Annotated in this window: 16 protein-coding genes; 10 read left to right on the top strand and 6 right to left on the bottom strand. The window is 54.2% G+C overall.

All coding sequences use genetic code 11. The features are described from left to right. Positions 1-2 precede the first annotated feature (2 nt). Positions 3-1,532: a bifunctional UDP-N-acetylglucosamine diphosphorylase/glucosamine-1-phosphate N-acetyltransferase GlmU gene (gene glmU, locus VK738_12770; protein HTD23523.1), complete on the top strand. Its 1,530-nt coding sequence runs from the start codon at positions 3-5 to the stop codon at positions 1,530-1,532. A gap of 81 nt (positions 1,533-1,613) precedes the next feature. On the opposite strand, the gene VK738_12775 is transcribed toward glmU, so the two are convergent. Then, entirely contained in the window at positions 1,614-2,144 is a 531-nt protein-coding gene (locus VK738_12775) for a hypothetical protein (protein HTD23524.1), read from the bottom strand. 529 nt (positions 2,145-2,673) lie between these two features. On the opposite strand from VK738_12775, the gene VK738_12780 reads away from it, so the two are divergent. Further along, positions 2,674-3,774, top strand: a complete 1,101-nt coding sequence (locus VK738_12780; GenBank protein ID HTD23525.1) for an HD domain-containing phosphohydrolase — start codon at positions 2,674-2,676, stop codon at positions 3,772-3,774. Positions 3,775-4,164: 390 nt separating this feature from the next. Continuing rightward, positions 4,165-4,449 (top strand): 4a-hydroxytetrahydrobiopterin dehydratase, encoded by a 285-nt coding sequence (locus VK738_12785; GenBank protein HTD23526.1) that lies wholly within the window; start codon positions 4,165-4,167, stop codon positions 4,447-4,449. A gap of 101 nt (positions 4,450-4,550) precedes the next feature. On the opposite strand, the gene VK738_12790 is transcribed toward VK738_12785, so the two are convergent. Continuing rightward, positions 4,551-4,769, bottom strand: coding sequence for a hypothetical protein (locus VK738_12790; protein HTD23527.1), 219 nt, complete (start codon positions 4,767-4,769; stop codon positions 4,551-4,553). Between the two features lie 476 nt (positions 4,770-5,245). Here VK738_12790 and VK738_12795 point away from each other — a divergent pair, with 476 nt between their 5' ends. The 3 genes from VK738_12795 to VK738_12805 all read left to right on the top strand — a co-directional run bounded on the left by VK738_12795 (position 5,246) and on the right by VK738_12805 (position 9,995). Then, positions 5,246-5,965 carry an SIMPL domain-containing protein gene (locus tag VK738_12795; GenBank protein ID HTD23528.1) on the top strand — a complete coding sequence of 240 codons (720 nt, stop codon included), beginning with the start codon at positions 5,246-5,248 and terminating at the stop codon, positions 5,963-5,965. A 788-nt stretch (positions 5,966-6,753) separates the two neighbouring features. Next, positions 6,754-7,992, top strand: a complete 1,239-nt coding sequence (locus VK738_12800; GenBank protein ID HTD23529.1) for a polysaccharide lyase family 7 protein — start codon at positions 6,754-6,756, stop codon at positions 7,990-7,992. 272 nt (positions 7,993-8,264) lie between these two features. Next, positions 8,265-9,995 carry a ricin-type beta-trefoil lectin domain protein gene (locus VK738_12805; protein HTD23530.1) on the top strand — a complete coding sequence of 577 codons (1,731 nt, stop codon included), beginning with the start codon at positions 8,265-8,267 and terminating at the stop codon, positions 9,993-9,995. A gap of 12 nt (positions 9,996-10,007) precedes the next feature. Here the strand turns inward: VK738_12805 and VK738_12810 are convergent, their stop codons facing one another. From VK738_12810 to VK738_12820, 3 genes are all read right to left on the bottom strand, one after another. Next, positions 10,008-10,199, bottom strand: a complete 192-nt coding sequence (locus VK738_12810) for a hypothetical protein (protein ID HTD23531.1) — start codon at positions 10,197-10,199, stop codon at positions 10,008-10,010. Between the two features lie 1,175 nt (positions 10,200-11,374). Next, positions 11,375-12,265, bottom strand: a complete 891-nt coding sequence (locus VK738_12815; GenBank protein ID HTD23532.1) for a hypothetical protein — start codon at positions 12,263-12,265, stop codon at positions 11,375-11,377. Between the two features lie 187 nt (positions 12,266-12,452). Continuing rightward, complete coding sequence (locus VK738_12820; protein ID HTD23533.1) at positions 12,453-13,133, bottom strand: hypothetical protein; 681 nt, start codon at positions 13,131-13,133, stop codon at positions 12,453-12,455. A 71-nt stretch (positions 13,134-13,204) separates the two neighbouring features. On the opposite strand from VK738_12820, the gene VK738_12825 reads away from it, so the two are divergent. The 4 genes from VK738_12825 to VK738_12840 all read left to right on the top strand — a co-directional run bounded on the left by VK738_12825 (position 13,205) and on the right by VK738_12840 (position 22,449). Beyond that, positions 13,205-16,627 carry a hypothetical protein gene (locus VK738_12825; protein HTD23534.1) on the top strand — a complete coding sequence of 1,141 codons (3,423 nt, stop codon included), beginning with the start codon at positions 13,205-13,207 and terminating at the stop codon, positions 16,625-16,627. Between the two features lie 124 nt (positions 16,628-16,751). Continuing rightward, positions 16,752-17,810, top strand: coding sequence for an NAD(P)-dependent alcohol dehydrogenase (locus tag VK738_12830; GenBank protein HTD23535.1), 1,059 nt, complete (start codon positions 16,752-16,754; stop codon positions 17,808-17,810). A 5-nt stretch (positions 17,811-17,815) separates the two neighbouring features. After that, positions 17,816-18,337, top strand: coding sequence for a cupin domain-containing protein (locus tag VK738_12835; protein HTD23536.1), 522 nt, complete (start codon positions 17,816-17,818; stop codon positions 18,335-18,337). 1,202 nt (positions 18,338-19,539) lie between these two features. Continuing rightward, on the top strand, positions 19,540-22,449 hold the full coding sequence (locus tag VK738_12840) for a hypothetical protein (GenBank protein HTD23537.1): 2,910 nt from the start codon (positions 19,540-19,542) through the stop codon (positions 22,447-22,449). 44 nt (positions 22,450-22,493) lie between these two features. Here the strand turns inward: VK738_12840 and VK738_12845 are convergent. Continuing rightward, positions 22,494-23,733, bottom strand: a 1,240-nt coding sequence (locus tag VK738_12845; GenBank protein HTD23538.1) for a DUF1343 domain-containing protein, incomplete at its 5' end; no start/stop codon positions are given.

Raw genomic sequence — 23,733 nt, forward strand, 5'->3', positions numbered from 1 at the left:
CAATGAAAGCCCCTAAAACGATTCACAGCAAAAAACAGCCGAGCGATCGTCGCGAGTATCCGCGACAGGGCGTCTTGAGCAAGATTGAAGATGTTGCGCACGGTGCTCTCCGCAAGGCACTTTCCTCGAATACCGGGAGACTGGCCATCGCCATCATGGCGGCCGGCAAGGGTACACGCCTTAAATCCAAACATCCCAAAGTATTGCATTCGATTGCCGGCAAAACACTGCTGGAGCATGTAATTGCAGCGGCAACCATGGTCGCCCCGGCAGAAGATATTTACGTGATCATTGGACACGAAGCCGATCGGGTTCGCGCACAAGTGGAGCACACAGGCGTGCACTTCGTTTTGCAAAGCGAGCAACGCGGCACAGGACATGCAGTAATGGCCGCCAGCGAGGCGCTGGCCGGCTACGACAATGCCCTCATACTCTCAGGCGATGTGCCTCTGATTCAGCCGGAGACGATAACGCGCCTGCGCGATTTTCACTGGCAGCAGCACGCTGCCATGACCATCTTGACGGCAGTTTTGGAAGATCCAGGCGGATACGGACGGGTTGTGCGCAAATCGCGCACCAGCAATGATGTGACAGCCATCATTGAGCAGAAATCCCTCCAAGGTGAGCAGGAGAAGATCCGCGAAATTAATACAGGCATTTATGCTTTCCAGGTTAAACCGTTACTCGAGAACCTGCACAAGCTCACCACTGAAAATGCCCACCAGGAATACTATTTGACCGATATCGCTTCCCTGCTGGTACGCGCCAAAAAGAAGGTTGTGGCCCTGACCGCTCTGAATATGGAAGAGACCCTGGGGGTCAATACACGGGCTGAACTCGCCCAACTCGATTCCGTGCTGCGTATGCGCAAGAACCAGGAATTAATGCAGTCGGGCGTAACCTTGCTTCAACCGCTGACTTGCGTAATTGATTCCAGCGTGCAGATTGAGCCCGATACCATTATTGATCCCTACGTTCAGATTTTCGGAAATACGCGTATTGGAGGCGATTGCCATATTCGTTCCTACACGGTCATCCGCGACTGCGAGATTGGCAATAATGTCGAGGTGAGGCCAGGATGCATACTAAGCGAGTCCAGCATTGCTTCAGGCGCGGTGCTGGGACCGTATGCCCATGTGAGGCCAGGAAGCGAGATTGGCGAGGGCGCCCACATTGGCAACTTTGTAGAAACCAAAAAGATGCGGATGGGCAAAGGATCGAAGGCCAATCATCTTACCTATCTGGGAGATGCGCAGATCGGTGAGAACGTCAACATCGGCGCGGGAACTATTACCTGCAACTACGACGGAGTCGATAAGCACACTACCGTAATCGAAGACGGTGCTTTTATCGGCAGCGACTCCACCCTGGTCGCGCCAGTTCGCGTCGGGCGCGGAGCTTATGTGGGGGCTTCCTCCTGCATCACCAAAGATGTCCCCTCCGAAGCATTGGCTATCGCCCGCGGGGAGCAGGTCAACAAAGAGGGTTGGGTACAGAAGCGGCGGGAAGCAAGAACGGCAAAGGGAAAATAATCTGCCCTGCCATCCATGGAACTCCAATAAAAAGCCCCTCTTGCGAGGGGCATATTAGTTTTAGGAGGGAAATTAAAGATTTCAGATCATTGCGGCTAGTAACTCGCGCATGCGCAAACGGGCCTGGTGGAGTCCGTGGCAGCTTTCGTATTCACTCAGCCCCAGAAGCCGGGTAATGCTGGCGTGGTCGTGCTGCACCACGTCGTGCAGCAGAAAAATAAGGCGTTCGGTGACTGGAAGCTGGACCACAGCCCTTTCCAGGTGAACTCTCTTGGTATTAACACGAATCTGGCAAACTTCTTTTACCTCGGTGCAGGAAAGCGTCAGAGTCCCGATAGGCCGGCTCGCGCGCAGTTCATTCACCAGCGCACGATCAATCATCTCCAGACTGGGTTCATTCGCTGCCCAAAAGGCGCGGCCAAAAACATTTGCACAGAGTTCTTCAGCTTCGAGTTCGTTATCTGTCATCCAGAATGCAAGGGAATAAACGCGGTGCTTGTTCTTTTCGTAGATTTCTTTTGCTTTCCCGGCCGGGACTGCGTGTAATGCGGGAAGAAAATCCACGAATCCAGTAAGTTTTGCCTGTTGTTGAGAAAGCGTATGAGTCGCCATCTTATTCTGCCTCTCGAAAGAGTTACTCCTGTCACTTGGATGAAAGCATTTGAGTGGCCAATTTCCACGACGGAATTTGGAATTCCGCCACCTTCTCAACCATTTCCAGGTTTTGGCCAGATAGGAAGAAGGGTCACCGCCACTTAAATGTTTGAAAAACATTGGGTTACTCTAAGAACGGCGAGGATTAAGCAACTTGCGGGCCCTGGAATCATTTTAAAAAATCCACAACTGTGGCTCTAAAGTTAATAGTGGCGGGAAATACACTCTAGTGGTACATCTGTACACACATTAAGATTACTTAGACGGATTTTGTCAGTCGCAGGGTGAGCGCTGGATTGTAAGAACCAAAAACGAGCAAGAACGGCGTAGCAGCCTTGTTTTGGCTGCGAAGACCTTAGATGACAGGGTGAAATGAGACCCCAGTTACTTAGAAATTAATAGTAAGAACCATGCAAGTTTTGCGGATGTAAACTTGCCGTGTCATGTGATAATGATGACTCCCCCGAGTCTAACTTGATGGTAGTCCATGAGTGTAGACAAAATTCTAGTCGTAGACGATGAGGATTCGATACGAGAAATCGTAGCTTCCATGCTAACGGCTGCCGGCTATCAGTGCCGGAAGGCGGCCTCAGGGGTGGAAGCGCTCTCCGTTTTGGCCAACGGTGAGGAGTTTTCACTCATACTCTCCGATCTGATGATGCGTGATCTTGACGGCATCGGTCTTCTGGAACAAACCAAAGTCAAATATCCCGAGATGCCCGTCATCATGGTAACGGCGGTACATGATGTTTCCGTCGCCCTCGGGGCCATACGCAACGGCGCGTATGACTACCTGCTCAAGCCTTTTGAACGCGAGCAGTTGCTGGCCTCCGTGCGGCGCGCCATTGAAACCCGGCGACTACGCATGGAAAATCGCGCTTACCAGATGAACCTTGAGTCCCTGGTTTCCGCCCGCACTGAGCAGTTGCGGCAAACCATGGCCGATCTTGAGCGGTCTTACGACATCACGCTGGAAGCACTGGGCGACGCCCTGGATCTCAAGGACTCGGAAACCGAGGGTCACTCTAAGCGGGTCACGGCCTTCACCATCGCCATCGCCCGCGCCATGGGGCTGAGCGCGGAGCGAATCCGGGTGATCGCGCGTGGAGCATTTCTGCACGACATTGGCAAAATGGCCATCCCAGATGCGATTTTGCGCAAATCTGGCCCACTCTCAGAAGAAGAGCGTTCGATCATGCGGGAGCACTGCTTCCGTGGCTATCAGATGCTGCGCAAAATCCCATTCCTCTCAGAGGCATCGGAGATTGTCTATTCTCACCAGGAAAAATTCGATGGCACGGGGTATCCCCGTGGCCTGCGGTCCGAGGAAATCCACTTGGGGGCACGTATATTTGCAGTTGCCGATACCCTGGACGCCATCACTTCAGATCGTCCTTACCGCGCCGCCCAGAGCATCAGGGCCGCCCGGGAGGAGATTATCCGCTTCTCAGGCACACAGTTCGACCCCGATGTAGTGCGCACCTTCCAAGGCATGCCAGAGAGCATTTGGGTGGACCTGCGGAAAGAAATTGACGCCCAGGTGATAAGCTTCGCCAAAGAAAAAATAACCGCTCAAGCGATTGTGTGAAATGCAAGCTGCTAGCTTCTAGCTCCTGGCTGTTATAGAGCGCTGTAGTCTAAAATGCCCTCACACAGCTAGAGCGTTCCACAATTGCTGCATCCGCTACCGTGGAAGAGTGGGCCTTCCTTCAGGCCCACGTTGAGATGCAAAACAAAATGGGCTTTATTTGGTCGCTGCATTAGTGATGTCCTAATCCCCCAACTCCTGTCATCCTGAGCGGAGTCCGCGCGACGTAGGAGCGCGGACGGAGTCGAAGGACCCCGAGAATTTATCGCTCAACCATTCGGCGTCAAGGCATTCTCACCAGTACATTCACATCTTCCCTATGCTGTTATGGAGTACTGTAGTGTTGTAATCTAAAATGCCTTTGAAACAGCTAGCAGCTAGGAGCTACCCATGGCATTACTCACCGAAGCAGAGATACGGAAGAATCTCGAAGGCTTGAAGGGATGGAGCCTTACAGGCAAAACAATTGAGCGCCAGCTCGAATTCCCGGATTTCAAAGCCGCTATGAAGTTTGTGAATGCAGTGGCGGAAGCGGCAGAAGCAGCCAATCACCATCCGGATATCACGATTAACTACAATAAAGTGCGTTTTGTGTTGACATCACACGATTCCGGCGGGGTCACACAACGAGACATTAAAATGGCGGGGAAAATTAATCAAATCTTGGGGAAGTAAGATTGCGATTTCTGATTTACGATTTTCTAATGTGTGGTGAAAAGGTCGAGTTCACCTGAAACTTCAGGCAAATCGTAAATCAAAAATCGTCAATCGTAAATTTACTGAATGGCTTCAAGTGTGGCGGCCATTTCATTGATCGCCTTCTGGAGCCTGTCCAGTTCATGCTGGGCGGCCTCATTCCACTCTACAAACCGGCCCGGGGCCTCAGTAATTCGCTGTACTCCCCACCGGATCACTTCCAGTCCCTTATCACTTAACGCCAAAACCCCCAGGCTTCCCATCCCAAACACAGCCAAGGGTAAAATCCACTTCTTCATCGTCTCTGCTCCATCCTCTCGTTGGGCCATGTCTCCCCACCATCTATCAATACCACACTAATTTAGACACCTCTACGGTACTAAAGTTACAAAATTTGCACTACAAAAATAGTACCTTTGCATATTCGCTGATTGGCCTACCGCAAACAGTCACTCATACAGCCATTTGGTCTGAATGCTCATCCAAATCTAATACAGCGAGGTTAAAAAGAAATTAAACCCACGCCCCCACGCCGACAAAATTGATAGTGATTTTGAAGGCAACGGCGTTACAACGGAACCGTCGAACGAGATGATTGGGCTACCGACCCTTGTCCCAGTCTTCTCGCCCGGCGGTTCGTTCTTTGATCTAAGATTCGAGGGTTTCACAGCCAAGATAAGGGTGCAGTGCCCTCGCCAAAAATTTGCGACGGGGTACAAAAGTCCTTAAACCGATATAATCCCAGAGTTACAAGAAACTACAGCAAGGAGACGTTATGCGGCGCTATTGCCTGCTTGTTTTGTTTGTGTTGTCGTTGTGTCTGGTTGGATTCGCACAAGAACATCCTACCGCCACGGTACAACCCAACACTCTGTACGTGGGGGCTGACGGAAAATATGAAGCCGAGCCGGATACGGCGCTCATACAATTCAACATTGCAGCCCAGGAACAAAATTCCAAAGATGCCTACGATCGTGCCAGCCGCGCCGCCGAGCAGGTGCGGCAATTGCTGAAGACGGATGGCATTGATCCCAAATCAGCCCAGCTCTCCTCTTTCGAGTTTCAGCCGGTGTATGACTACCGCGACCCCAAGCGCAAACTCGTGGGCTATCGCGTGAGCTCCAATGTATCGGTGAAGATCAAGGATTTCGCCAAAATCGGCCCGATCATACAAGGGCTTGGAGACATTGACATCACCGGGGACCAATCCTTGAACTACATGCTCGAAAATATTGACGTAGCCAAGCAGAAGGCCGTGCAGGATGCTTACCAGCGCGCACGGGCGTCAGCCGAAACCGTGGCACAGGCTGCGGGCAGAACATTGGGCGAGTTGCTCTACGCCTCGGTGGACACATTCGAGCAACCGAGACCACGTCCAATGGTTATGTCGGCCATGAAAGCAATGAGCGCCGCACCAGCAGCCCCGACCGAAGACTTCGGGGAGCAAAAGATTACCGTCACGGCGCATGTGAATGCGTTGTTTGGGATGAAATAGGAACCATTCAGCAGCTGCCCCCTTCGCACTGACTGCTAAGGGGGCTTGATTCTGTCTAAAGAAGTTACCATGCTGGCGCCGCTCTTTACTTTTTCTATTTTGTCAGCAATCTTCCAGCCTAATATAGGATTCCAGACAGAAGCCGGAGGTCCTCCCACTGGAAAATTGTTTGGAAAATTTACCAATGTTTTTTTCAAAATAGACACTTCTTTCATTTAAGGAAAGCGATCTAAAGAAATTGACCGAGTACTTGTCGGGCTCGCCAATCCGAAGCGTCGATCTGATTACGGCCTCTGCCTTCATGCGTGTTGTGAAAGAGAGCATCCAGCATCGGAGCACATTCTCACCGGCGGACTTCGAAAAGCATTTATTTGGGAACAAAATCATCGTGAAATAAAGGGCATCACGCCGGCGGATCGGGCTCCAATTCGAGGGGCATTGAGGCCGGTTGAGCGCTTTCCAAGCGCCATGCAAAGCGCATTTTGCGTTGTCTTGGCACTCTTGCAGCATCACTTCTCGTCAGCAAAACAAGAAAGCCCGCACTTCAAGTCCCATACGAAAGATGTATCTAACCTCCATACCGCTGCATAGCTTCATTTAGGCGAGATTTCGATTACTATCTCGCCCGTTTCGCTTGGAGCAGCTTCACCAACGCGTCGGGGATGAACCCGTCCGGGAAATAGAAGTGTTCACGATTCCAAAAATATGCATCCATGCGAACTCGGAGGAAACAACCCTATATGTTTCTTTTTTGCAGGAGAAGAACACCGTCTACAAGAAGAACAACCATGTTGCATGTTCCGGGAAGTTCGGCAGACAAGACGAAAAAAAACCGTCGCAATCGATTCCTGGTTTGGAGGATCGCTTCGGCAGCAGTGCTTTTGGCAGCCCCCCTCACTCTCTTTGCTGCTCCGCCCGGGAGCAACTTCAACCTCAGCTACTGGAATCTTGAAACACCGGTCGGCAACGGCTCGCCGATGGTCGTCTCAAGCTCTCAATTGCAAAACGGCTTCGTGAACGGTGCCTATTTCTTCACCAACAGCAGCGATGGCTCGATGGTGATGAAGGAACCTGGAACGAACTGCACCGCGTGGCCAGGAACCCATTGCCGGACTGAGTTTCACGAGGTAGACCCGAGCAGCGGCCAATATATGTCTTGGTCGCCCAGCGGCACAAATAAGCTCGATGCCTCGCTCTACGTAACCCAGCCGGGCGGCGGAATCGTCATCAGCCAGGTTTTCCTGAACGATTCGTTCCTCAAACCATTGGGTGAACTCGAGTATACCTCCAACGGCGATATCTCCATGAACATCGAGAACGCCATCACCGGTGGAACGGGCGAGACGGGTCACTTCATAGGCCATGCGAATGTCAATGAGACATTCAGTTATGAGATCTCCTACTCCAACAACACCCTATCGGTTGCCTTCAACGGAGGGTCACCTCAGTTCATCTCCGTGCCGGGCTATGCCAATGGCATCCAGGCATTCTTCAAGGCCGGATGCTATGGCCAGTCCACGCAGCCGAGTGACGTTCACTTCACGCAACTCACCATCTCGCACGGGGGTGGTGGAGGCGGCGGCGGGCTTTCCACCTCCGCCTGGTACAACATCGTGAACCAGAACAGCGGTTCCTGCGTCGATGATGCGGCTTGGGGTACCAGCAACGGCAGCATCGTGCAGCAATGGGCCTGCGGCAATCAGCAATCCAACCAGGAGTGGCAGTTGCAAACTACGGACAGCGGCTATTACCGTCTGGTCAACCGTCATGCTCCCTCATTGGTGTGGGACGTCGCCAATGTCTCCACCTCCCCTGGAGGCAAGATTCAGCTCTGGAACTATGGCGGTGGCTTGAACCAACAGTGGCAGCCACAGTCGTTGGGCAATGGCTTCTACCAGATCGTAAGCCGCAATACCGGCCTGTGTTTGGATGTACCCAGCGCGTCCACGGCAAACGGAGTGCAGTTGCAACAGTGGACCTGTAACGGCTCCGGCGCGCAGGCGTGGCAGTTTAACCAACAACCTTGATTCGCCTTTTGTGATCAACAGTCTTAAAGACCGGAGCTCTCGCTCCGGTCTTTTGTCAGGAACAAGAAAGCCCGCACTTCAAGTCCCCATACGAAAGATGTATCCAACTTCCATACCACTGCATAGCTTGATCTAGGCGAGATTCCGATTACTATGTTGCCCGTTTCGCTTGGAGCAGCTACACCAACGCGTCGGGGAATGAACCCGTCCGGGAAACGCAAGTGTTCACGATTCCAAAAAAATGCGCCCATGCGAACCGGAGGAAACAAATAATGTTCTTTTTTTCAAGGGAAGAACACCGTTCACACAACGGTGGGCGCCGTCGGCATTTCGCGCTCATCTGCCTCGCTATGGCCATGCTGGGAGTCGTGCTTACCAGCCGTGGCTACGGCCAGCTCAGCATGCTGCAGGCCAGCGGCACCAATGTGGTCAACGCCGGCAGTCAGATTGTGCAGTTGCAAGGCGTCAACCTTGGCGGCTGGTTCATCATGGAAAAGTGGATGTCTCCGCTGACCAGCGATAGTGAAACGGACACCTACACCGTGATGAAGACGCTCGACAACCGCTTCGGCGTGAGCCAGGAACAGAGCCTGATCAACACCTACCAGCAAAGCTGGATCACCACTCAGGATCTGGACAACATCGCGGCGCTGGGCTTCAACGTGATCCGCGTGCCAGTCTGGTATGGGCAGTTCTACAATCTGAACAACATCTCGAATTCGGGCTGGCGTTCTGACGCTTTCAACGAACTCGATTGGGTGGTAAGCAACGCGGCCCAGCGAGGCATCTACACCATCATTGATATGCACGGTGTTGTCGGTGGCCAAAGCAAATCTGACGACACCGGCCGGGGCGGTCAGAATCAGTATTGGACGAACTCCAACGACCAGGGGAATACTGCCTGGATGTGGTGGCAAATTGCCAGTCACTACAAGGGCAATGCCAACGTCGCGGGATACGATCTGATCAATGAGCCTACGGGCGCGCCCAACAACTCGGCGGTGATCAACGCCTACAACAGTCTCTACAAGACCGTCCGAAGCGTCGATCCCAACCACATGATCATCATGGAAGGGACCTGGGGCCAGTGGAATTGGAGCATGCTGCCGAATCCTTCGAGCCAGGGTTGGACCAACGTCATGTACGAGATGCACTCTTACTGCTGGAACTGCTCGGCGTCGCAGATCCAGCAAAGCGCCGATGGCCAGGTAAGCGATTTCAGGAACCATGCCAATTACAACGTTCCCGGCTACATCGGTGAATTCAACGACTTTGGCGCTGGATCGAGCGTCTGGCAATACTCGGTCAATGCCTTCAACAATGCCGGCCTGAGCTGGACACCGTGGACCTACAAGGCAACGCACGGATTAGTGCCGGATAGTTGGGGCTTCTACGATCCGACTTTTTGGCCGACAACTCCGAATATCAGCAGCGATTCGGTCGCGACGATCGCCAGCGATTGGCAACAATGGACGACAGCGAACGCCTTCGGCCTAAGCAGTGCCCAAGGTATTACGGGCGGAGGCGGCCCCCCGCCGACGCCAGGCCCGCCGGGTTCGATCGATCCCAACGCCTGGTATGAGGTGATCAACCAGACCGGCGGGCTCTGTATGGACGCCAGCGGTTGGGGGACCAGCAATGGCACGCTCCTGCAGCAGTGGTCCTGCGGCAACCAACAGCACAACCAGGAGTGGCAGTTCCGGGCGGCGGCGAGCAGCGGCTACGATGCCGTCTTCAACCGTAATGCTCCCAGCTTGGTCTGGGACAACGAGGGCTCAACCGCCAACGGCAATGGCGCCTGGCTATGGACGTACGGGAGCGGCAATACCAACCAAGAATGGCAACCCGTCTCGTTGGGCAATGGCCTCTGGAACTTTGTAAACCTTACCAGTGGCCTTTGTTTGGATAACACCGGCTCGACCAGTAACGGCGCGCAGATGACCCAGTGGCAGTGCCAGAGCGGGAACACCAACCAGGAGTTCTCGCTGGTGCAACAACCCTAAGGTCGACATGCATTAGGAACCCTCAACATCGCGGGCGCGGCGCTCTCTCGGCCACGCCCGCCCTGTTTTGACCGGGTTGAAGCGGCTTGGAGGTGCCGTGAGCAGAGCACGCGTCCCGGCCAACCCGAGGTTTCCATGTCCGCCGGTTTTGGTGTGAGGCCACGAGAGGGGCGGCGTTCCCATATGGACGGCCGTGCCGCCCATCTAAGGTTCAATACAGTTTTGGATAATTAATAGCTATCTGAATTTTTGGGTCTGAGCGCCGATGACTAAGTGCTGACTGCTAACTGATATCACTCTGATATCAAAACATTGCTTTCTTAGAAACTACAGGCCACAATTGTGCTAGACGTATGTCTACGTTATGCATTCAAGAATGCGGGGCTTTGGCCCTTGCGGTCTTTGAAAAATTCATTGTGCTGCGGGATTGTGAGGACTGACAGCTGAGGACTGCCCAGCAAGTCCCCCATCCCTGATCGATTTCCGCCAATAATGACGCGGGGCAGACGCGATTTTTGGGCTCAAAAACACTTGCTAGCAAGTGGTGGGGTGGGAGCCGAAATCCAGGCTAAAAATCAGCGTTCATCCGCGTTCATCCATGGCGAAAGGTCTTTGCTGTTGCTGAGTGCGAGCAGTTGGCGAGGACGTAAACGGCCTGGCCCTTGGATCTAGGAGCTGCGAGCTTGGAGCTGTTTTTGATTACTCTTCCTCCTCTCGTATGTACTTGAATTGGGATGGCTTAGCTCCTCCGAGACTACTTCAAGTAATGGGGGGTGGGGAGTACTACTTCCGAAAATCTGCGATGATCTGCGTTCATCTGCGGCGAAATGTCTTTGCTGTTGCTTTTGCTGAGAGCGAGCAGTTGGCGAGGACGTAAGCGGCCTGGCCCTTGGAGCTGGGAGCTACGAGCTTGGAGATGTTTTTAACTGTCAGCTAGTCCCTTTGCCCGGATTGATTTTCGCCAGTAGTAACGCGGGTCAGACGTTGATTTGGGGCACGTCAACCACAAGCTAGCAAGTACCCGCCGGATCCGCGAAAGCCGCCGTTGTTTGGAATGAAATGAGAGCGGTGCACTTCAGCTCAAGGGCTGAATGCTGACTACTGAGTGCTTCTTTCATTCTTCCCACGTATCGCCGAAGAGGGTTCGATGTTGCCCCTCATGTCCGCGCTTTCTTACGCAGGCGTGATATTCCTCTCCTTCGATTCGGACTGCAGAACATTGCAGTTGCAGAACAACAATCTCTCTCAGAGCTTCATCAAGATCATCGGCTTGAGTCATGAGGTCTCTCAAGTAAGAAGTGCGAAGGAAGAAGTACGATTTGACGAAAGATAAATCAAAAATTCTAAATCGTACTTCGAACTTCTTACTTCGCTAATTCCTACCGTTCCGGCGCGGGCACAAGTACAGGACGGTCTTCCGGCCGTCTGTCCCTGTTGTATCTTTCCCTATTCGGTATGGTAAAGCGCTCCGACTGCGAAACCGGGGGACCGGAGTAGTAGCGGGTGTGCGAATTGACGTCATCCAACACCAGCGAGCGTTGCAACACCATTTCAACCGTGCTGCCCTGCTCCAGACGGACATCATTGCCGCGGGTCAACAGCACTGTGGCAATTCCAACGACTGCACCGGCACCACCGCCGATACCTGCTCCCTTTCCGCCTGCTGCCACCGCTCCAATCAGGGCGCCGGTTGCAGCAGGAGCAGCAATCGTACCCACATCGCGTCCCTTGGTGCTATCGGCTTGAACTGTGCCTTCTTTGTCTTTGACTTTGGAATTCTCCGCTCCCGGGACGCTGTTCAATGCCCCAGGGATGGAGAAGGTATATCCATCGGGATAGATAAGGGTCGTAAAACGGAAGAGCACTTCGGCCCGGCCACTTACACGTCCCGGACGCTTCACATCGGTAATTACGCCTTGGACATAGGTTCCAACGGGAATAACCAGGGTATTATCCACAGCCACTGGGAATATGGTCCGCAGGTAAACACCATCCCCGGGCTGCGCCGATTTGGTGGAGATTGAATTCTCAAGCCTAAGCGGAATCTTTGTGCCCGCAGGAACCGTAACTGTTCCCGGCTTACTGACAGGCGGCTGGCTCAAAGGTGCGGGTTGCGGCTTGCCATCATAATATGGCTGATCGGGGCCGTTAGTTTGAACTGGTGCCTGGGTTTGAGCTGGCGCTTGGGTCTGCGCTGGAGCCTGCGCCAGCATAATTACAGGACTAAGAAATAGAACACACAGCAAAAGTACTGATGTGAGACGAAACATAAAACTCTCCCCCTCTACCTCTTATAAAGCCTTTATTTTGAGATGTAGATTCCCTCTAGCCTTAGACGCAAAAAACAACCCCGGAAGTTATCTGGCAGTTTTACATTTTATCTGTTTGAGCGGGTGACGGGTATGTAAAAATTTCCACGAAGCTTGCAAGTGGCACGCAAAAGTCGTCCGCCGCTGCTCACGAGAACTGGCTGCGGAAGACGGCCTTGATGTGGTCGAGTCGGGCCTGGAGCGCGGCCATTTCGTCCGGCAATTCCAAATCGCGTGCTACCGAGATGGCGTCATGGAAGGCTTCCTTGGCATCACTGTAGCGTGCGGTAGCGGCAGAAGAAGAGTGGGCGTCATACATCTCGTCGTATGCTTTCTCGCCGAAGTCCTTGCACGCCTGCAGGCGTTTACGCATAGTGTCTGTCCACCACACAAGGTAGTGTTCGCCATCGCAGAATTCGAGCTCTCCACGTTCCAGCGGTAGAAGAATTCCAGTAAGCACGTGGTCGCCGCAAACCAGGCACGTCGCTTCGTCCTCGCGTGGAAAGATCCGGTCGTACCACGGGACACGCTGGTATCCCTGAGTGTAGACGGCGGTGTAGACCGGGCCCAGAGGCACGGATTGACGGGAGTGCTGGTTCTTGCAATAGGTCCACAAGGGGTTAGCAATGTCGAAGCTGCGGATGTTGCAAAAGCCGGGCGTCTCCTGCTCTTTGCCCGGCCCGGGCCAGTGGCCGTCGTTGGCCTTATTGAAGCCGCAACGGGCGCAGTTGTCGGGACCGCCGTTAGGCATGGCCACCTCGCAGATGGGCGCAAGGTTAGCGTGTGGCCGAAGTGAAGTCAACGTTTCGAACAAAATGTTGCTCCTCATTTGCCAACTTATATTTCCTCTATGTACGATGTGCAGTCCAATAAAGCGTAATTCCCGGAGGCTTACAAGAAATGTCGTACTCGTTTTCAGCTCTGAGGCGCGTTTTACTTGCGGTTTCAACGGTGCTGGTGCTCGCAGTCTTTTGTCTGGTCGCGAGCATTGGCTTTGCTCAGGAAAACACAAAGAAGGCCGCCAAGCACAAGACTGATCCAGGAGACGCGTCGCAACCGGCGACGGCTGGACAAGCGAGCACATCCAAGCCCGGTGCAACGCCAGATGCGGGGGCTGAGTCCAATGAGGACAAGACTGACGCCGAAGCGAAGGGACCATGGCACGGGCTCACATGGCGGCTGATCGGGCCTTATCGAGGTGGACGCGTGCTGGCAGTCTCAGGAGTAGTCGGCAACGCACACACCTACTACTTTGGGGGCGTTGGTGGCGGAGTTTGGAAGACGACTGACGGAGGTCTCGCATGGCGTCCGCTGACTGACAAGACCAAAGACATGTCCGCTTCCATCGGCGCGATTGCTGTGGCGCCCTCTGATCCCAATGTGATCTACGCGGGCACAGGGGAGGCATGTATCCGCGGCAACATTATCTCCGGAAACGGAGTTTACAAATCCATCGATGCCGGCAAAACCTGGAGCTTCATCGGACTGCGCGATACGGACGCAATCGGACGGCTGATCGTCCATCCTAAGAATCCTGACATTGTTCTTGTGGCGGCCCTTGGTCATCCCTTCGGACCCAGCGCCGAGCGTGGAATCTTTCGCACCACCGATGGCGGCAAGAACTGGAGCAAGGTTCTCTACAAAGACGAAAACACCGGTGGCATCGATCTCGCCTTTGATCCCACCAATCCCAACATCATCTTTGCCGGCATGTGGCAGGCGCGTCGCTCGCCGTGGGGCATGGATAGCGGCGGTCCCGGCAGTGGTCTATATCGCAGCACCGACGGCGGCACGACCTGGAAGCACCTCGAAGAACACGGTCTGCCCAGCGGAACCCTTGGCCGCATTGGAGTGGCCGTCGCCTACGCGGACGGCAATCGCGTGTGGGCCCTGATTGAAGCCGACAAGGGCGGGCTCTTCCGCTCCGATGATGGCGGCGACAATTGGACCCTGGTGAACAGCGACCGTCAGTATCGCCAGCGGGCTTTCTATTACACGCATGTCTTCGCCGATCCGCGCTCGCCTGATGCCGTCTATGTTCTCAACACCGGAATGTACCGCTCCATCGATGGCGGCAAGACCTTCCGCCCCATTCGCGTTCCCCACGGCGACAATCACGGATTCTGGGTTGATCCTGCAGACCCTGACCGGATAATTGAATCGAATGACGGCGGCGCCAACGTGAGCACGAATGGTGGTGCGAGCTGGACCACGCAAGGCAACCAGCCTACGGCGCAGTTCTATCATGCGATCACCGACAATCGTTTTCCTTACTACGTATACGGCTCGCAGCAGGACAACAGTTCCGTGGCTATCGCCAGTGCCAGCGAGCGTGGCGGCATTGATCGCCCCGACTGGTATCCCGTCGGCGGCGGCGAGAGCGGATACGTTGCGCCCGATCCAAGCGATCCGGAAATTGTCTACGCCGGCTCCTATGGCGGAGAGATCACGCGTTACGATCACCGCACTGGAGAAGAGAAGAACATTACGCCCTGGCCGATTAATCCGATTGGCGCGGCTGCGGCAGACCAGAAATATCGCTTCCAATGGACCGAACCCATCGTTTTTTCGCCGCATGATCACAATACCTTGTACTTCGCCGCTCAGGTGTTGTTCAAAACCACGGATGCTGGAACCAACTGGCAAATTATCAGTCCGGACCTGACCCGCAATGATAAAAGCAAGCAACAGGCCGCCGGCGGTCCGATCACCAAAGACAATACCGGCGTGGAAGTCTATGACACGATTTTTTCCGTGGTGGAATCGCCGCTGCAGAAAGACCTGATTTGGGCCGGTTCGGACGACGGTTTGATCAACATCACCAGCGATGGCGGGAAGAACTGGTCGAACATCACGCCCAGGAACATGCCTGAGTGGGGCACGGTCAACATGATTGAGGCCTCGACGTATGACCCAGGTACGGCCTACGTGGCCGTGGACCGCCACCGGCTCGACGATTTCGCTCCTTACATGTTCAAGACTTCAGACTTCGGGAAGACCTGGTCAACCATCACCAACGGCATTCCCGCGGGAACATATGTGCATGCGGTGCGCGAAGATCGCAAGCGCAAAGGTTTGCTTTATGCGGCAACGGAAAAAGGTGTCTCCGTCTCATTCGACGATGGCGCAAACTGGCAATCGCTGCAGACCAATCTTCCCGTTATACCGGTGTGGGACGTCTGGGTGCATGCCAATGACCTGATTGCCGCAACGCACGGGCGCTCCTTCTGGATTCTTGATGACCTGGCGCCGCTCGAACAATTCAAGCCCGATGTCGCCAGCGAGGATATACATCTCTATGCGCCCAGCCCCGCGAATCACACACAGTTCGCCGGTGGATTCGGGGGCGGCAGTGGGCAGACGGGACAAAACCCACCTGCGGGTGCGGTTATCTACTACTCTTTGAAAACTGCGCTGAAAAAGCCCGAGGACAAGAAAACAGAAGATAAAAAATCGGCCGATTCATCCGAGGCAAGTGAAGGGGCCAAGAGCGCTCCCATTACTCTGGAGATCCTCGACCAGAATGGACAGGTCATCCGCAAGTTCCCCCCTAAGCAGCAACCCGGAGAAGATGCTGGCGGCGGCGAAGAGGAAGCTTTCGGGCGTCCGCCTGCGCGTGCCCTGCCCGCTGAAGCCGGCTTGAACCGTTACGTCTGGGACATGCGCTACGAAGGCGCCAGTCGCGTTCCGCACTCGCCGCTGTGGGCCGGAAATACTGACGGTCCCGAAGTGCTTCCCGGCAACTATCAAGTGCGGGTCACCGTGAATGGCAAGTCTTACACCGCACCGCTCGAGATTAAAGCCGATCCGCGTCTGCAAGTGACCCAGCAGGACCTGGAAAAGCAGTTTGATCTGCTGATCAAGATACGCGAGCGCGTGACCCAGGCGCACGACACCGTGAACCAGATTCGCGATATCCGTGCACAAATCAACGCGCTGAACAAACGCCTGGAAGGACAGCCGCAGGCCAAAGCTGTGGCCGATGCCGGCAAGCAACTGGACAAGAAGATGACGGAGATCGAAGAAGTCCTGATTCAGACCAAAGCCAAAAGCAATCAGGATGTACTGAACTATCCCATTCGTCTGAATAACTATCTGGTCGCTCTAGGTGGCGTAGTAGCCAGCTCTGACTCAGCGCCTACTCAGATTTCCTATGATGTATTTGACACGCTCAGCAAACAACTCGATGAGCAACTGGCCAAATGGAAGACGGTGCTGAGTATAGATGTACCGGCATATAACGAGGTGGTTCGTAAACAGGAGGTACCGGCCATCATCCCGGCGAGACCAGTAGAAGATAGTAAGACGACCGGCAGTCCTTAAGTTGCATCTCAAGCTCGCGACGCGTATCCATCCCTTCACTTTGCACACGCACGCTGGCGTGTTTCGAATGCACAATGGCGTGTTTTGCATATCGGAGAACTTGCCGCGCATCTAGAATAAGTACATGTTCAACGCCAAAGCTTACTCCGCTGCCAGTGAGAAATCGCCGCTCGCCTCCACCACGATCGCGCGGCGCGATCCAACCGAACACGACGTACAGATCGAAATTCTATATTGCGGCATCTGTCACTCTGATCTCCACCAAGTCCGCAACGAGTGGAGCGGCGTGATGCCCACCGTCTACCCCTGCGTACCCGGCCACGAAATCGTCGGCCGAGTCACGAAGGTCGGCTCCGCAGTCTCCAAGTTCAAGCGCGGCGACCTCGCCGCGGTCGGCTGCATGGTGGATTCGGACCGCACCTGCCCCGAGTGCCAGGCGGGCCTCGAACAGTTCTGCCCAAACTTCACCCTTACGTATAACTTCCCCGACAAGCATCTCGGAGGCGTCACCTACGGCGGCTACTCCGACAGCATTGTCGTGGACCAGAGATTCGTCCTACGCGTTCCATCGAACCTCAACCTCGCCGGAGCCGCTCCTTTGCTTTGCGCCGGCATCACAACTTACTCGCCCATGCACCACTGGGGTGTCACCAAAGGCAAGAAAGTTGGCGTGGTCGGTCTCGGCGGACTGGGCCACATGGGCGTGAAGTTTGCACATGCGCTCGGAGCGCACGTTATTGTCTTCACGACCTCTCCAAACAAGAAGGAAGACGCACTTCGCCTCGGAGCAGACGAAGTCGTGATTTCGCGCAATGCGGACGAGATGCAAAAGCACGCCGGCAGCTTCGACTTTATCCTCGACGCTGTCTCTGCCGATCACGACATCAATGCATACATCAATCTGTTGCGCCGCGATGGCAATATTACCCTTGTTGGTGCGCCAGAGAAGCCTCTCGCCGTTTCAGCCTTCGGACTGATCATGGGCCGCCGCAGCCTTTCAGGTTCTCCAATCGGCGGCATCGCCGAAACCCAGGAGATGCTCGATTTCTGCGGGAAGCACAACATCACCTCTGATGTCGAGGTCATCCCCATCCAAAAGGTCAACGAAGCTTACGAGAGACTGCTCAAGGCCGATGTGAAGTACCGCTTCTCCATCGATATGGCTTCTCTCAAAACTGAGTAGAACCGATGAATAAGATGAATGAACACTTTCGTTTCTCTGGCAATACTTTTCACAAGTTGGAAGAACTGGGAGTCCGTGCCGCGAACGTCTCCAAAATAATGCTACTAGTTCAACCAAAGGAGTTTCAGAAAATGGAAATCAAAAGAGTTGGCTCGCAACCTTCTGTCAAGGGACCGTCAGAGTGGTTCACTGGCAGCGTGCGGATCGACCCGCTTTTTCAGGCACCCGATCCGGCATTTGTTCAAGGTGCCAGCGTAACCTTCGAGCCGGGCGCGCGGACTGCATGGCACACGCATCCACTCGGTCAGACGCTCATCGTCACCTCTGGCTGCGGCTGGGCTCAGCGCGAAGGCGGACCTATCGAGGAGATCCGGCCCGGTGATGTGGTCTGGTTCTCGCCCGGCGAGAAGCACTGGCATGGGGCTACCCCGGCCACGGCCATGACGCACATCGCCATTCAAGAAAGGCTCAATGGGAAGGTTGTCGACTGGATGGAACAGGTCAGCAACGAGCAATATCGCAGGTGACGATCATATTCACGCCCTGGCAAAGCCGGTTGGGATAGTTGCTGGCTGTTGGAGTAAAACTGGTCGGAACAAAGCGTAATCCAGTGATGTTTCTTGCATTCAGATACTCGGCAAGCTGGCGTGCGTTGATGCAGGGTGCACCCATGATTTCGAACGGTGTGTCAGTTCCCCATCCACAGAAATATTTGTCCCTTCCACCAGCTCTACGCCAGGATACAAAGTCGCTTCATTCAGGCTACGCCGCGCGCCGCCTCCATCACCGGCGCAGAATACGTCGTCGAAGGGGCACTGTGCCTATCGTCTGATACCAAGTTGTACGAAACTGTTTAAACGAAAGTACATTGAACTTCCGGACAGTCGCCAACTCACAATGGACTGATTCCTATTTTGGAACCAGGATCACTTAGTTACTAACCACTCCAATTTTCATCAGGCCTGAGGTGAGAAAGCAGAAGAACTAAGCAGTTGCCCCGGTTCTCGCCTGCACATAAGCGGGCGAGAATTCTTCAACGGACCACAATTCTCATTGGAGGCAGTTACACCTCGATGGCTTCTGCCCATCCGATTATCACGACCCGCGCCAGCAAGCACGATGGGACCTTCGCAACATCCCGATTGTCGACGGCTACGTTTCTGCTATTGCAGTTGAAAGACCGCCACTTGCGTTTCAGATACTTTGATTGGACTGAGACCAATGCTGTTGAGTGACGCCGAAGATAATTCTCGCGAAAACTCGCCCTCCGGCTTCGGCGCAAAAAACTAAGGTGTCCACCTGACCTTTTCCCATCTCTGCCGCGCATGAGTCAGGACACACAAGACGGGTTCACTTTGGGAATCAATATTTATTATGTGGAAGATTCCCACAATGGGACCACATCCCATAATAGAACTCGTCTTTTGTCTCAGAAAAACTTGAAATTATGGACAGAATTGAACAGCAACCGCTCAAGGCATCAGATATTTTACAAGTCTGCTGAAGACCTCAGCTATCGGAAGTTTTTCATCATCACTCTCCCATTTCCAGATGAACTTGACTTTCGGGCTCACCGAGTCTTATCACGCCAATTCCCGCGGTGGCAGGCTGAGGTGATAAAGCAGAGAAACCAGGGAATGACCCCGGTTCGTTGACGGTACATGAGCGGGCGTCGATTTCCCTGGAGGCAGTCCCCCAGCGCGGCTTCTGCCCATACGAGGTATTTCTTATGAAAGCAATCAGACAAAAATCAGCCGTTTGGTTTGTTACAATCCTTGCCTTCCTGATCTGCTCGGGATCAACCTTTGCACAAAGCCCGTCGTTTTCGACGAGCGCTTCCGCAGTCCCGGCTTGCGGTCAGCTTGATGATGGACTGGTTCATGTCCCACCCAGCTACAACAGCTTCACTCCGCCGGCCGAAGGGCAAGGTTATGTTGATCCTCAATACGGCTGTACAGTCACTCGCTTAACCGACAGCACGCATGACAGTCCGATTGTGCCGCGACACCACTATTACTCCACTCTTACTCCCTTTAATGCGAATTCCTCCGAGGTCATGGTCTTTTTGGACAACGGCTCCAATGAGATCCGGGATATTCGCGGCAACATTGTTGTTCCGGTCGCAAACATGCCAGGCTCGAACACCGGGGTTGAACCCTGGGACCCAATCACTCCCAATGTTTTTTACTACGTTAACGGCAACCAATTCCTGAAGGGTACAATTTCGGGAACAACAGTTGTCAGTACTGTTCTGCATACTTTTTCAGCTTACAGCCAAGTTGTCATACCCGATGAAGAAGACTTAACCGACGACGGAACGAAGATCTGGCTCATTGGCAATCCCGGCAACGAATGCGCGGGGACCGGGATTCTTTACGACCATTCCACAGATACCGTGGTTTCGCAGTCTCTCATTTTGAACAGTTGCCACAAAGTCCAGATTTTTCCATCCGGAAAGATGCTCTGTACCAACTGCAATGGCAATAACATAACAATCTACAATACCGACGGCAGCATCTACTGGAATCCTCCTTATACCGCCACAGCTCACGCAGAGGTGGGAACCGATCTGCAAGGCCGGGAAGTGCTGATACACACGGCCAACGGAACAGCGTCACTCAATGCATGTGCAGATCCCTGGAACAGCTTAACGGTCGTCGACATTAATGCGAAGGCCCCGGTGAACTGCCTCATCAATGGGATTCCACCTTGGCACGTGAGCTATCGAGACAGCTCCGCTGGGTGGGTTGCTCTTTCTTTTTTTGACCAGGGAACATGCCCAGATTACTCGTGTTTCTTTCCGCAGAATCTGACATCTAACTGGACGGGCCTGTGGTCTCACTATGCCGAAGAAGTCATCGTTGTAAAAATAGATGGATCCAAGGTTCAGCGGCTTGTTCACCATCGTTCCCGGAGCGCCGAATATTATTGGGCCCAGTCTCATGCAGCCATTAGTCGAGACGGAAAATTTGTCCTCTTCGACAGCAACATGGATATCAGCAACTCAGGCTTCGTCAGCCCCAACCAGTACAGCGATGTTTACTTGACCTCAGGTCTAACTACCTCTTCGCTGATGATTTCACCCGCGACCATAACCCTCAATGCGGGAGGGGCGCAGACCTTTAGCGTCAGTGGCGGTGTTTCTCCCTACACATACAGCATGGTGACCAACAACTCCGGTGGAACCATTAATGCTTCCACTGGAGCATATATCGCGGGCACGATCGGCGGGGTAACTGATACTCTCCAAGTCACAGATACCGTCGGAAATACCAGCACTGCTACTGTGAGGGTTCGGGCGCCCTTAGTGATCTCGCCGGCATCCGTAACAGTAAGCACTGGTGGATCCCAAGCGTTTAGCGCGAGCGGCGGTGTTTCTCCCTACACATACAGCATCGCGACCAACAACTCAGGCGGGACCATCAATGCTTCCACCGGGGCGTATGTCGCGGGCACAAGAGGTGGAGTAACCGACACTGTCCAGGTCACAGATAGTAGCGGAAATGCCAGCACTGCTATTGTGACGGTTCGAGCCGCCACCTTAGTGATCTCGCCGGCATCCGTATCGGTGAGCATTGGCGGATCCCAGGTGTTTGGCGCGAGCGGCGGTGTTTCTCCCTACACATACAGCATCGCGACCAACAACTCAGGCGGGACCATCAATGCTTCCACCGGGGCGTATGTCACGGGCACAAGAGGTGGAGTAACCGACACTGTCCGGGTCACAGATAGTGGCGGAAATACCAGCGCTGCTACTGTGACAGTTCGGGCGCCCTTAGTGATCTCGCCGGCATCCGTATCGGTGAGCACTGGCGGATCCCAGGCGTTTAGCGCGAGCGGCGGTGTTTCTCCCTACACATATAGCATTGCGACCAACAACTCAGGCGGAACCATTAATGTTTCGACCGGGGCGTATATCGCCGGCGCCAAGGCAGGCGTAACCGATACCGTCCGGGTGATAGACACTGCGGGAAGCATCAGCAATGCTGTCGTTACGGTTAAAGCAAGCGGCTGCGCTACGATTGCCAAGGTGCAAGTGGTGTCGCCAGGATCTGCATCAACCGCAAGCCGATCAGCTTCGCTTACAGAAACCGCCAGCAACCTGCTTGTTGCCGTTGTTTACTGGAATGGGTCAGACGTTGCCGGCATTTCTGACAGGTTGGGGAATACATGGAATAGTGTCCCCGTACAAGATAACGCTGCCACGGCAACCGACGTCCGCATTTGGTATGCGCAAAATATTAAAGGTGGCGCTAACACGGTCACGGTTACACAGCCATGGTCGGTCACTCTTGGTTTTTATTTGATCGAGTATTCGGGCATCGCGACAACCAATGCTCTTGATGTGGCCAGCGGCAAGATCGCTACAGCCGCGTCCCGTTCACTTGATACTGGTAATCTGACAACTACGGGATGCCGTGATCTTGTGGTCGGGTTGTTCGCCGATACCTGGGGATCAGGCACCATGACCCCAGGCTCTGGCTGGATCAGCCGGGGAGCGGACACTAACTTCTACTCCACGGTTGTTGACAATGTGCCCGGAGGGACTGGGACATTCGATCCTAAGGCGAGTTTGGCCGGATCAAACTCAGACTCTGCCTGGGCGGCTACCGCGGCTGCTTTTAAGGCCAAGCAATGAGGCAAAAAAACAGGTGGGAGGCCTTCAGCGTCAAGTCGTGCTTCCTACCGATATAACAGATACTGCGTCCGCAGCTTTTCGAAGCTCTCCACCTCATCCTGCCAATCCTCGGCGATGCGGCGAGGGTCTTGGCCGGCAGCCAGAGCGTCAAACACCTTCTGGTTGGCCAGAATCTCGATCATCTGGTCGATCTTATAGTCTTTGGGATAAAGAGTACGCAGTGCCGACGCAAGTTCGATGCCCATCTCAGGCGAGTCGAGAACATTGCGGTCAGTCACGATCATATTCACGCCCTGGCAGAGTTGGTTGGCATAGTTGCTGGCTGTAGGAGTAAAACTGGTTGGAACAAAACGTACTCCGGCGATGTTTCTTGCGTTCAGATACTCGGCAAGCTGGCGTGCGTTGACCCAGGGCGCACCCATGATTTCGAACGGCGTGTCAGTTCCCCGCCCTACAGAGACATTCGTCCCTTCCACCAGCCCCACGCCAGGATACAAAGTCGCTTCATTCAAACTACGCAAGTTGGGCGAAGGATTTACCCAGAGCACCGATGTCGAGTCGAACCAGTCTCCCCGCATCCAGCCTTGCATGGCAACCACGGTAAGCCGGGCGTTGATTTTGCGCTCGGCGTTGAACATTCGGGCGAGCTCGCCCATGGTCATGCCGTGGCGCACAGGCACCGGATGGTAACTTGTAAAATTAAGATGACCGCTTTCCGCCAGCGGCCCTTGCACAAAAGAGCCGGTGACCGGGTTGGGACGGTCGAGCACAACCACCTCAGTCCCGGTTTTCGCGGCAGATTCCAGAAAATACCCCATCGTAGTTTCGTAGGTGTAGAAGTGCACGCCGGCGTCTTGAAGATCAATTACAACTGCATCCAGATTCTTAAGCACATCCAGCGGAGGATGTCGCTGCGCATCCGTGGCGCCGTAAACGCTGTAAATAGGAACGTGCGTGGCAACATCCACTGAATTGCCAACGTCGGTCGTATCCAGTTGGCCGGCAGCGCCGTGTTCGGGAGAAAAAATTGCAACCAACTGCACACCTGGAATTTGGGCAAGAAGGTCGATAGTGCGGCGTCCCTGGGCGTCAACTCCGGTCTGGTTGGTGAGCACGCCAATGCGCCGAGGCGAGCTTTTGGAGCCATGCAATTGAGTAAAGTTTTGGGCTTCGAGCACATCAATCCCAGTGAGAACCGAACCATTACGAACCGCCAGCCGCCGCTCGCCCGCCAAAGTTTCGTTGTAGCCGGTGATAGCCGCCAGCTTGGCTTTGTCTTCGTCT

The sequence above is a fragment of the Terriglobales bacterium genome (assembly GCA_035487355.1).
In the GTDB taxonomy this organism is placed as follows: domain Bacteria; phylum Acidobacteriota; class Terriglobia; order Terriglobales; family Acidobacteriaceae; genus QIAW01.

Excerpts from the sequence above, each read along its gene's own strand:
- glmU (HTD23523.1), top strand. The coding sequence starts at position 3 with ATGAAAGCCCCTAAAACGATTCACAGCAAAAAACAGCCGAGCGATCGT.
- VK738_12775 (HTD23524.1), bottom strand. The coding sequence starts at position 2,144 with ATGGCGACTCATACGCTTTCTCAACAACAGGCAAAACTTACTGGATTC.
- VK738_12780 (HTD23525.1), top strand. The coding sequence starts at position 2,674 with ATGAGTGTAGACAAAATTCTAGTCGTAGACGATGAGGATTCGATACGA.
- VK738_12785 (HTD23526.1), top strand. The coding sequence starts at position 4,165 with ATGGCATTACTCACCGAAGCAGAGATACGGAAGAATCTCGAAGGCTTG.
- VK738_12790 (HTD23527.1), bottom strand. The coding sequence starts at position 4,769 with ATGAAGAAGTGGATTTTACCCTTGGCTGTGTTTGGGATGGGAAGCCTG.
- VK738_12795 (HTD23528.1), top strand. The coding sequence starts at position 5,246 with ATGCGGCGCTATTGCCTGCTTGTTTTGTTTGTGTTGTCGTTGTGTCTG.
- VK738_12800 (HTD23529.1), top strand. The coding sequence starts at position 6,754 with ATGTTGCATGTTCCGGGAAGTTCGGCAGACAAGACGAAAAAAAACCGT.
- VK738_12805 (HTD23530.1), top strand. The coding sequence starts at position 8,265 with ATGTTCTTTTTTTCAAGGGAAGAACACCGTTCACACAACGGTGGGCGC.
- VK738_12810 (HTD23531.1), bottom strand. The coding sequence starts at position 10,199 with ATGGGCGGCACGGCCGTCCATATGGGAACGCCGCCCCTCTCGTGGCCT.
- VK738_12815 (HTD23532.1), bottom strand. The coding sequence starts at position 12,265 with ATGTTTCGTCTCACATCAGTACTTTTGCTGTGTGTTCTATTTCTTAGT.
- VK738_12820 (HTD23533.1), bottom strand. The coding sequence starts at position 13,133 with ATGAGGAGCAACATTTTGTTCGAAACGTTGACTTCACTTCGGCCACAC.
- VK738_12825 (HTD23534.1), top strand. The coding sequence starts at position 13,205 with ATGTCGTACTCGTTTTCAGCTCTGAGGCGCGTTTTACTTGCGGTTTCA.
- VK738_12830 (HTD23535.1), top strand. The coding sequence starts at position 16,752 with ATGTTCAACGCCAAAGCTTACTCCGCTGCCAGTGAGAAATCGCCGCTC.
- VK738_12835 (HTD23536.1), top strand. The coding sequence starts at position 17,816 with ATGAATAAGATGAATGAACACTTTCGTTTCTCTGGCAATACTTTTCAC.
- VK738_12840 (HTD23537.1), top strand. The coding sequence starts at position 19,540 with ATGAAAGCAATCAGACAAAAATCAGCCGTTTGGTTTGTTACAATCCTT.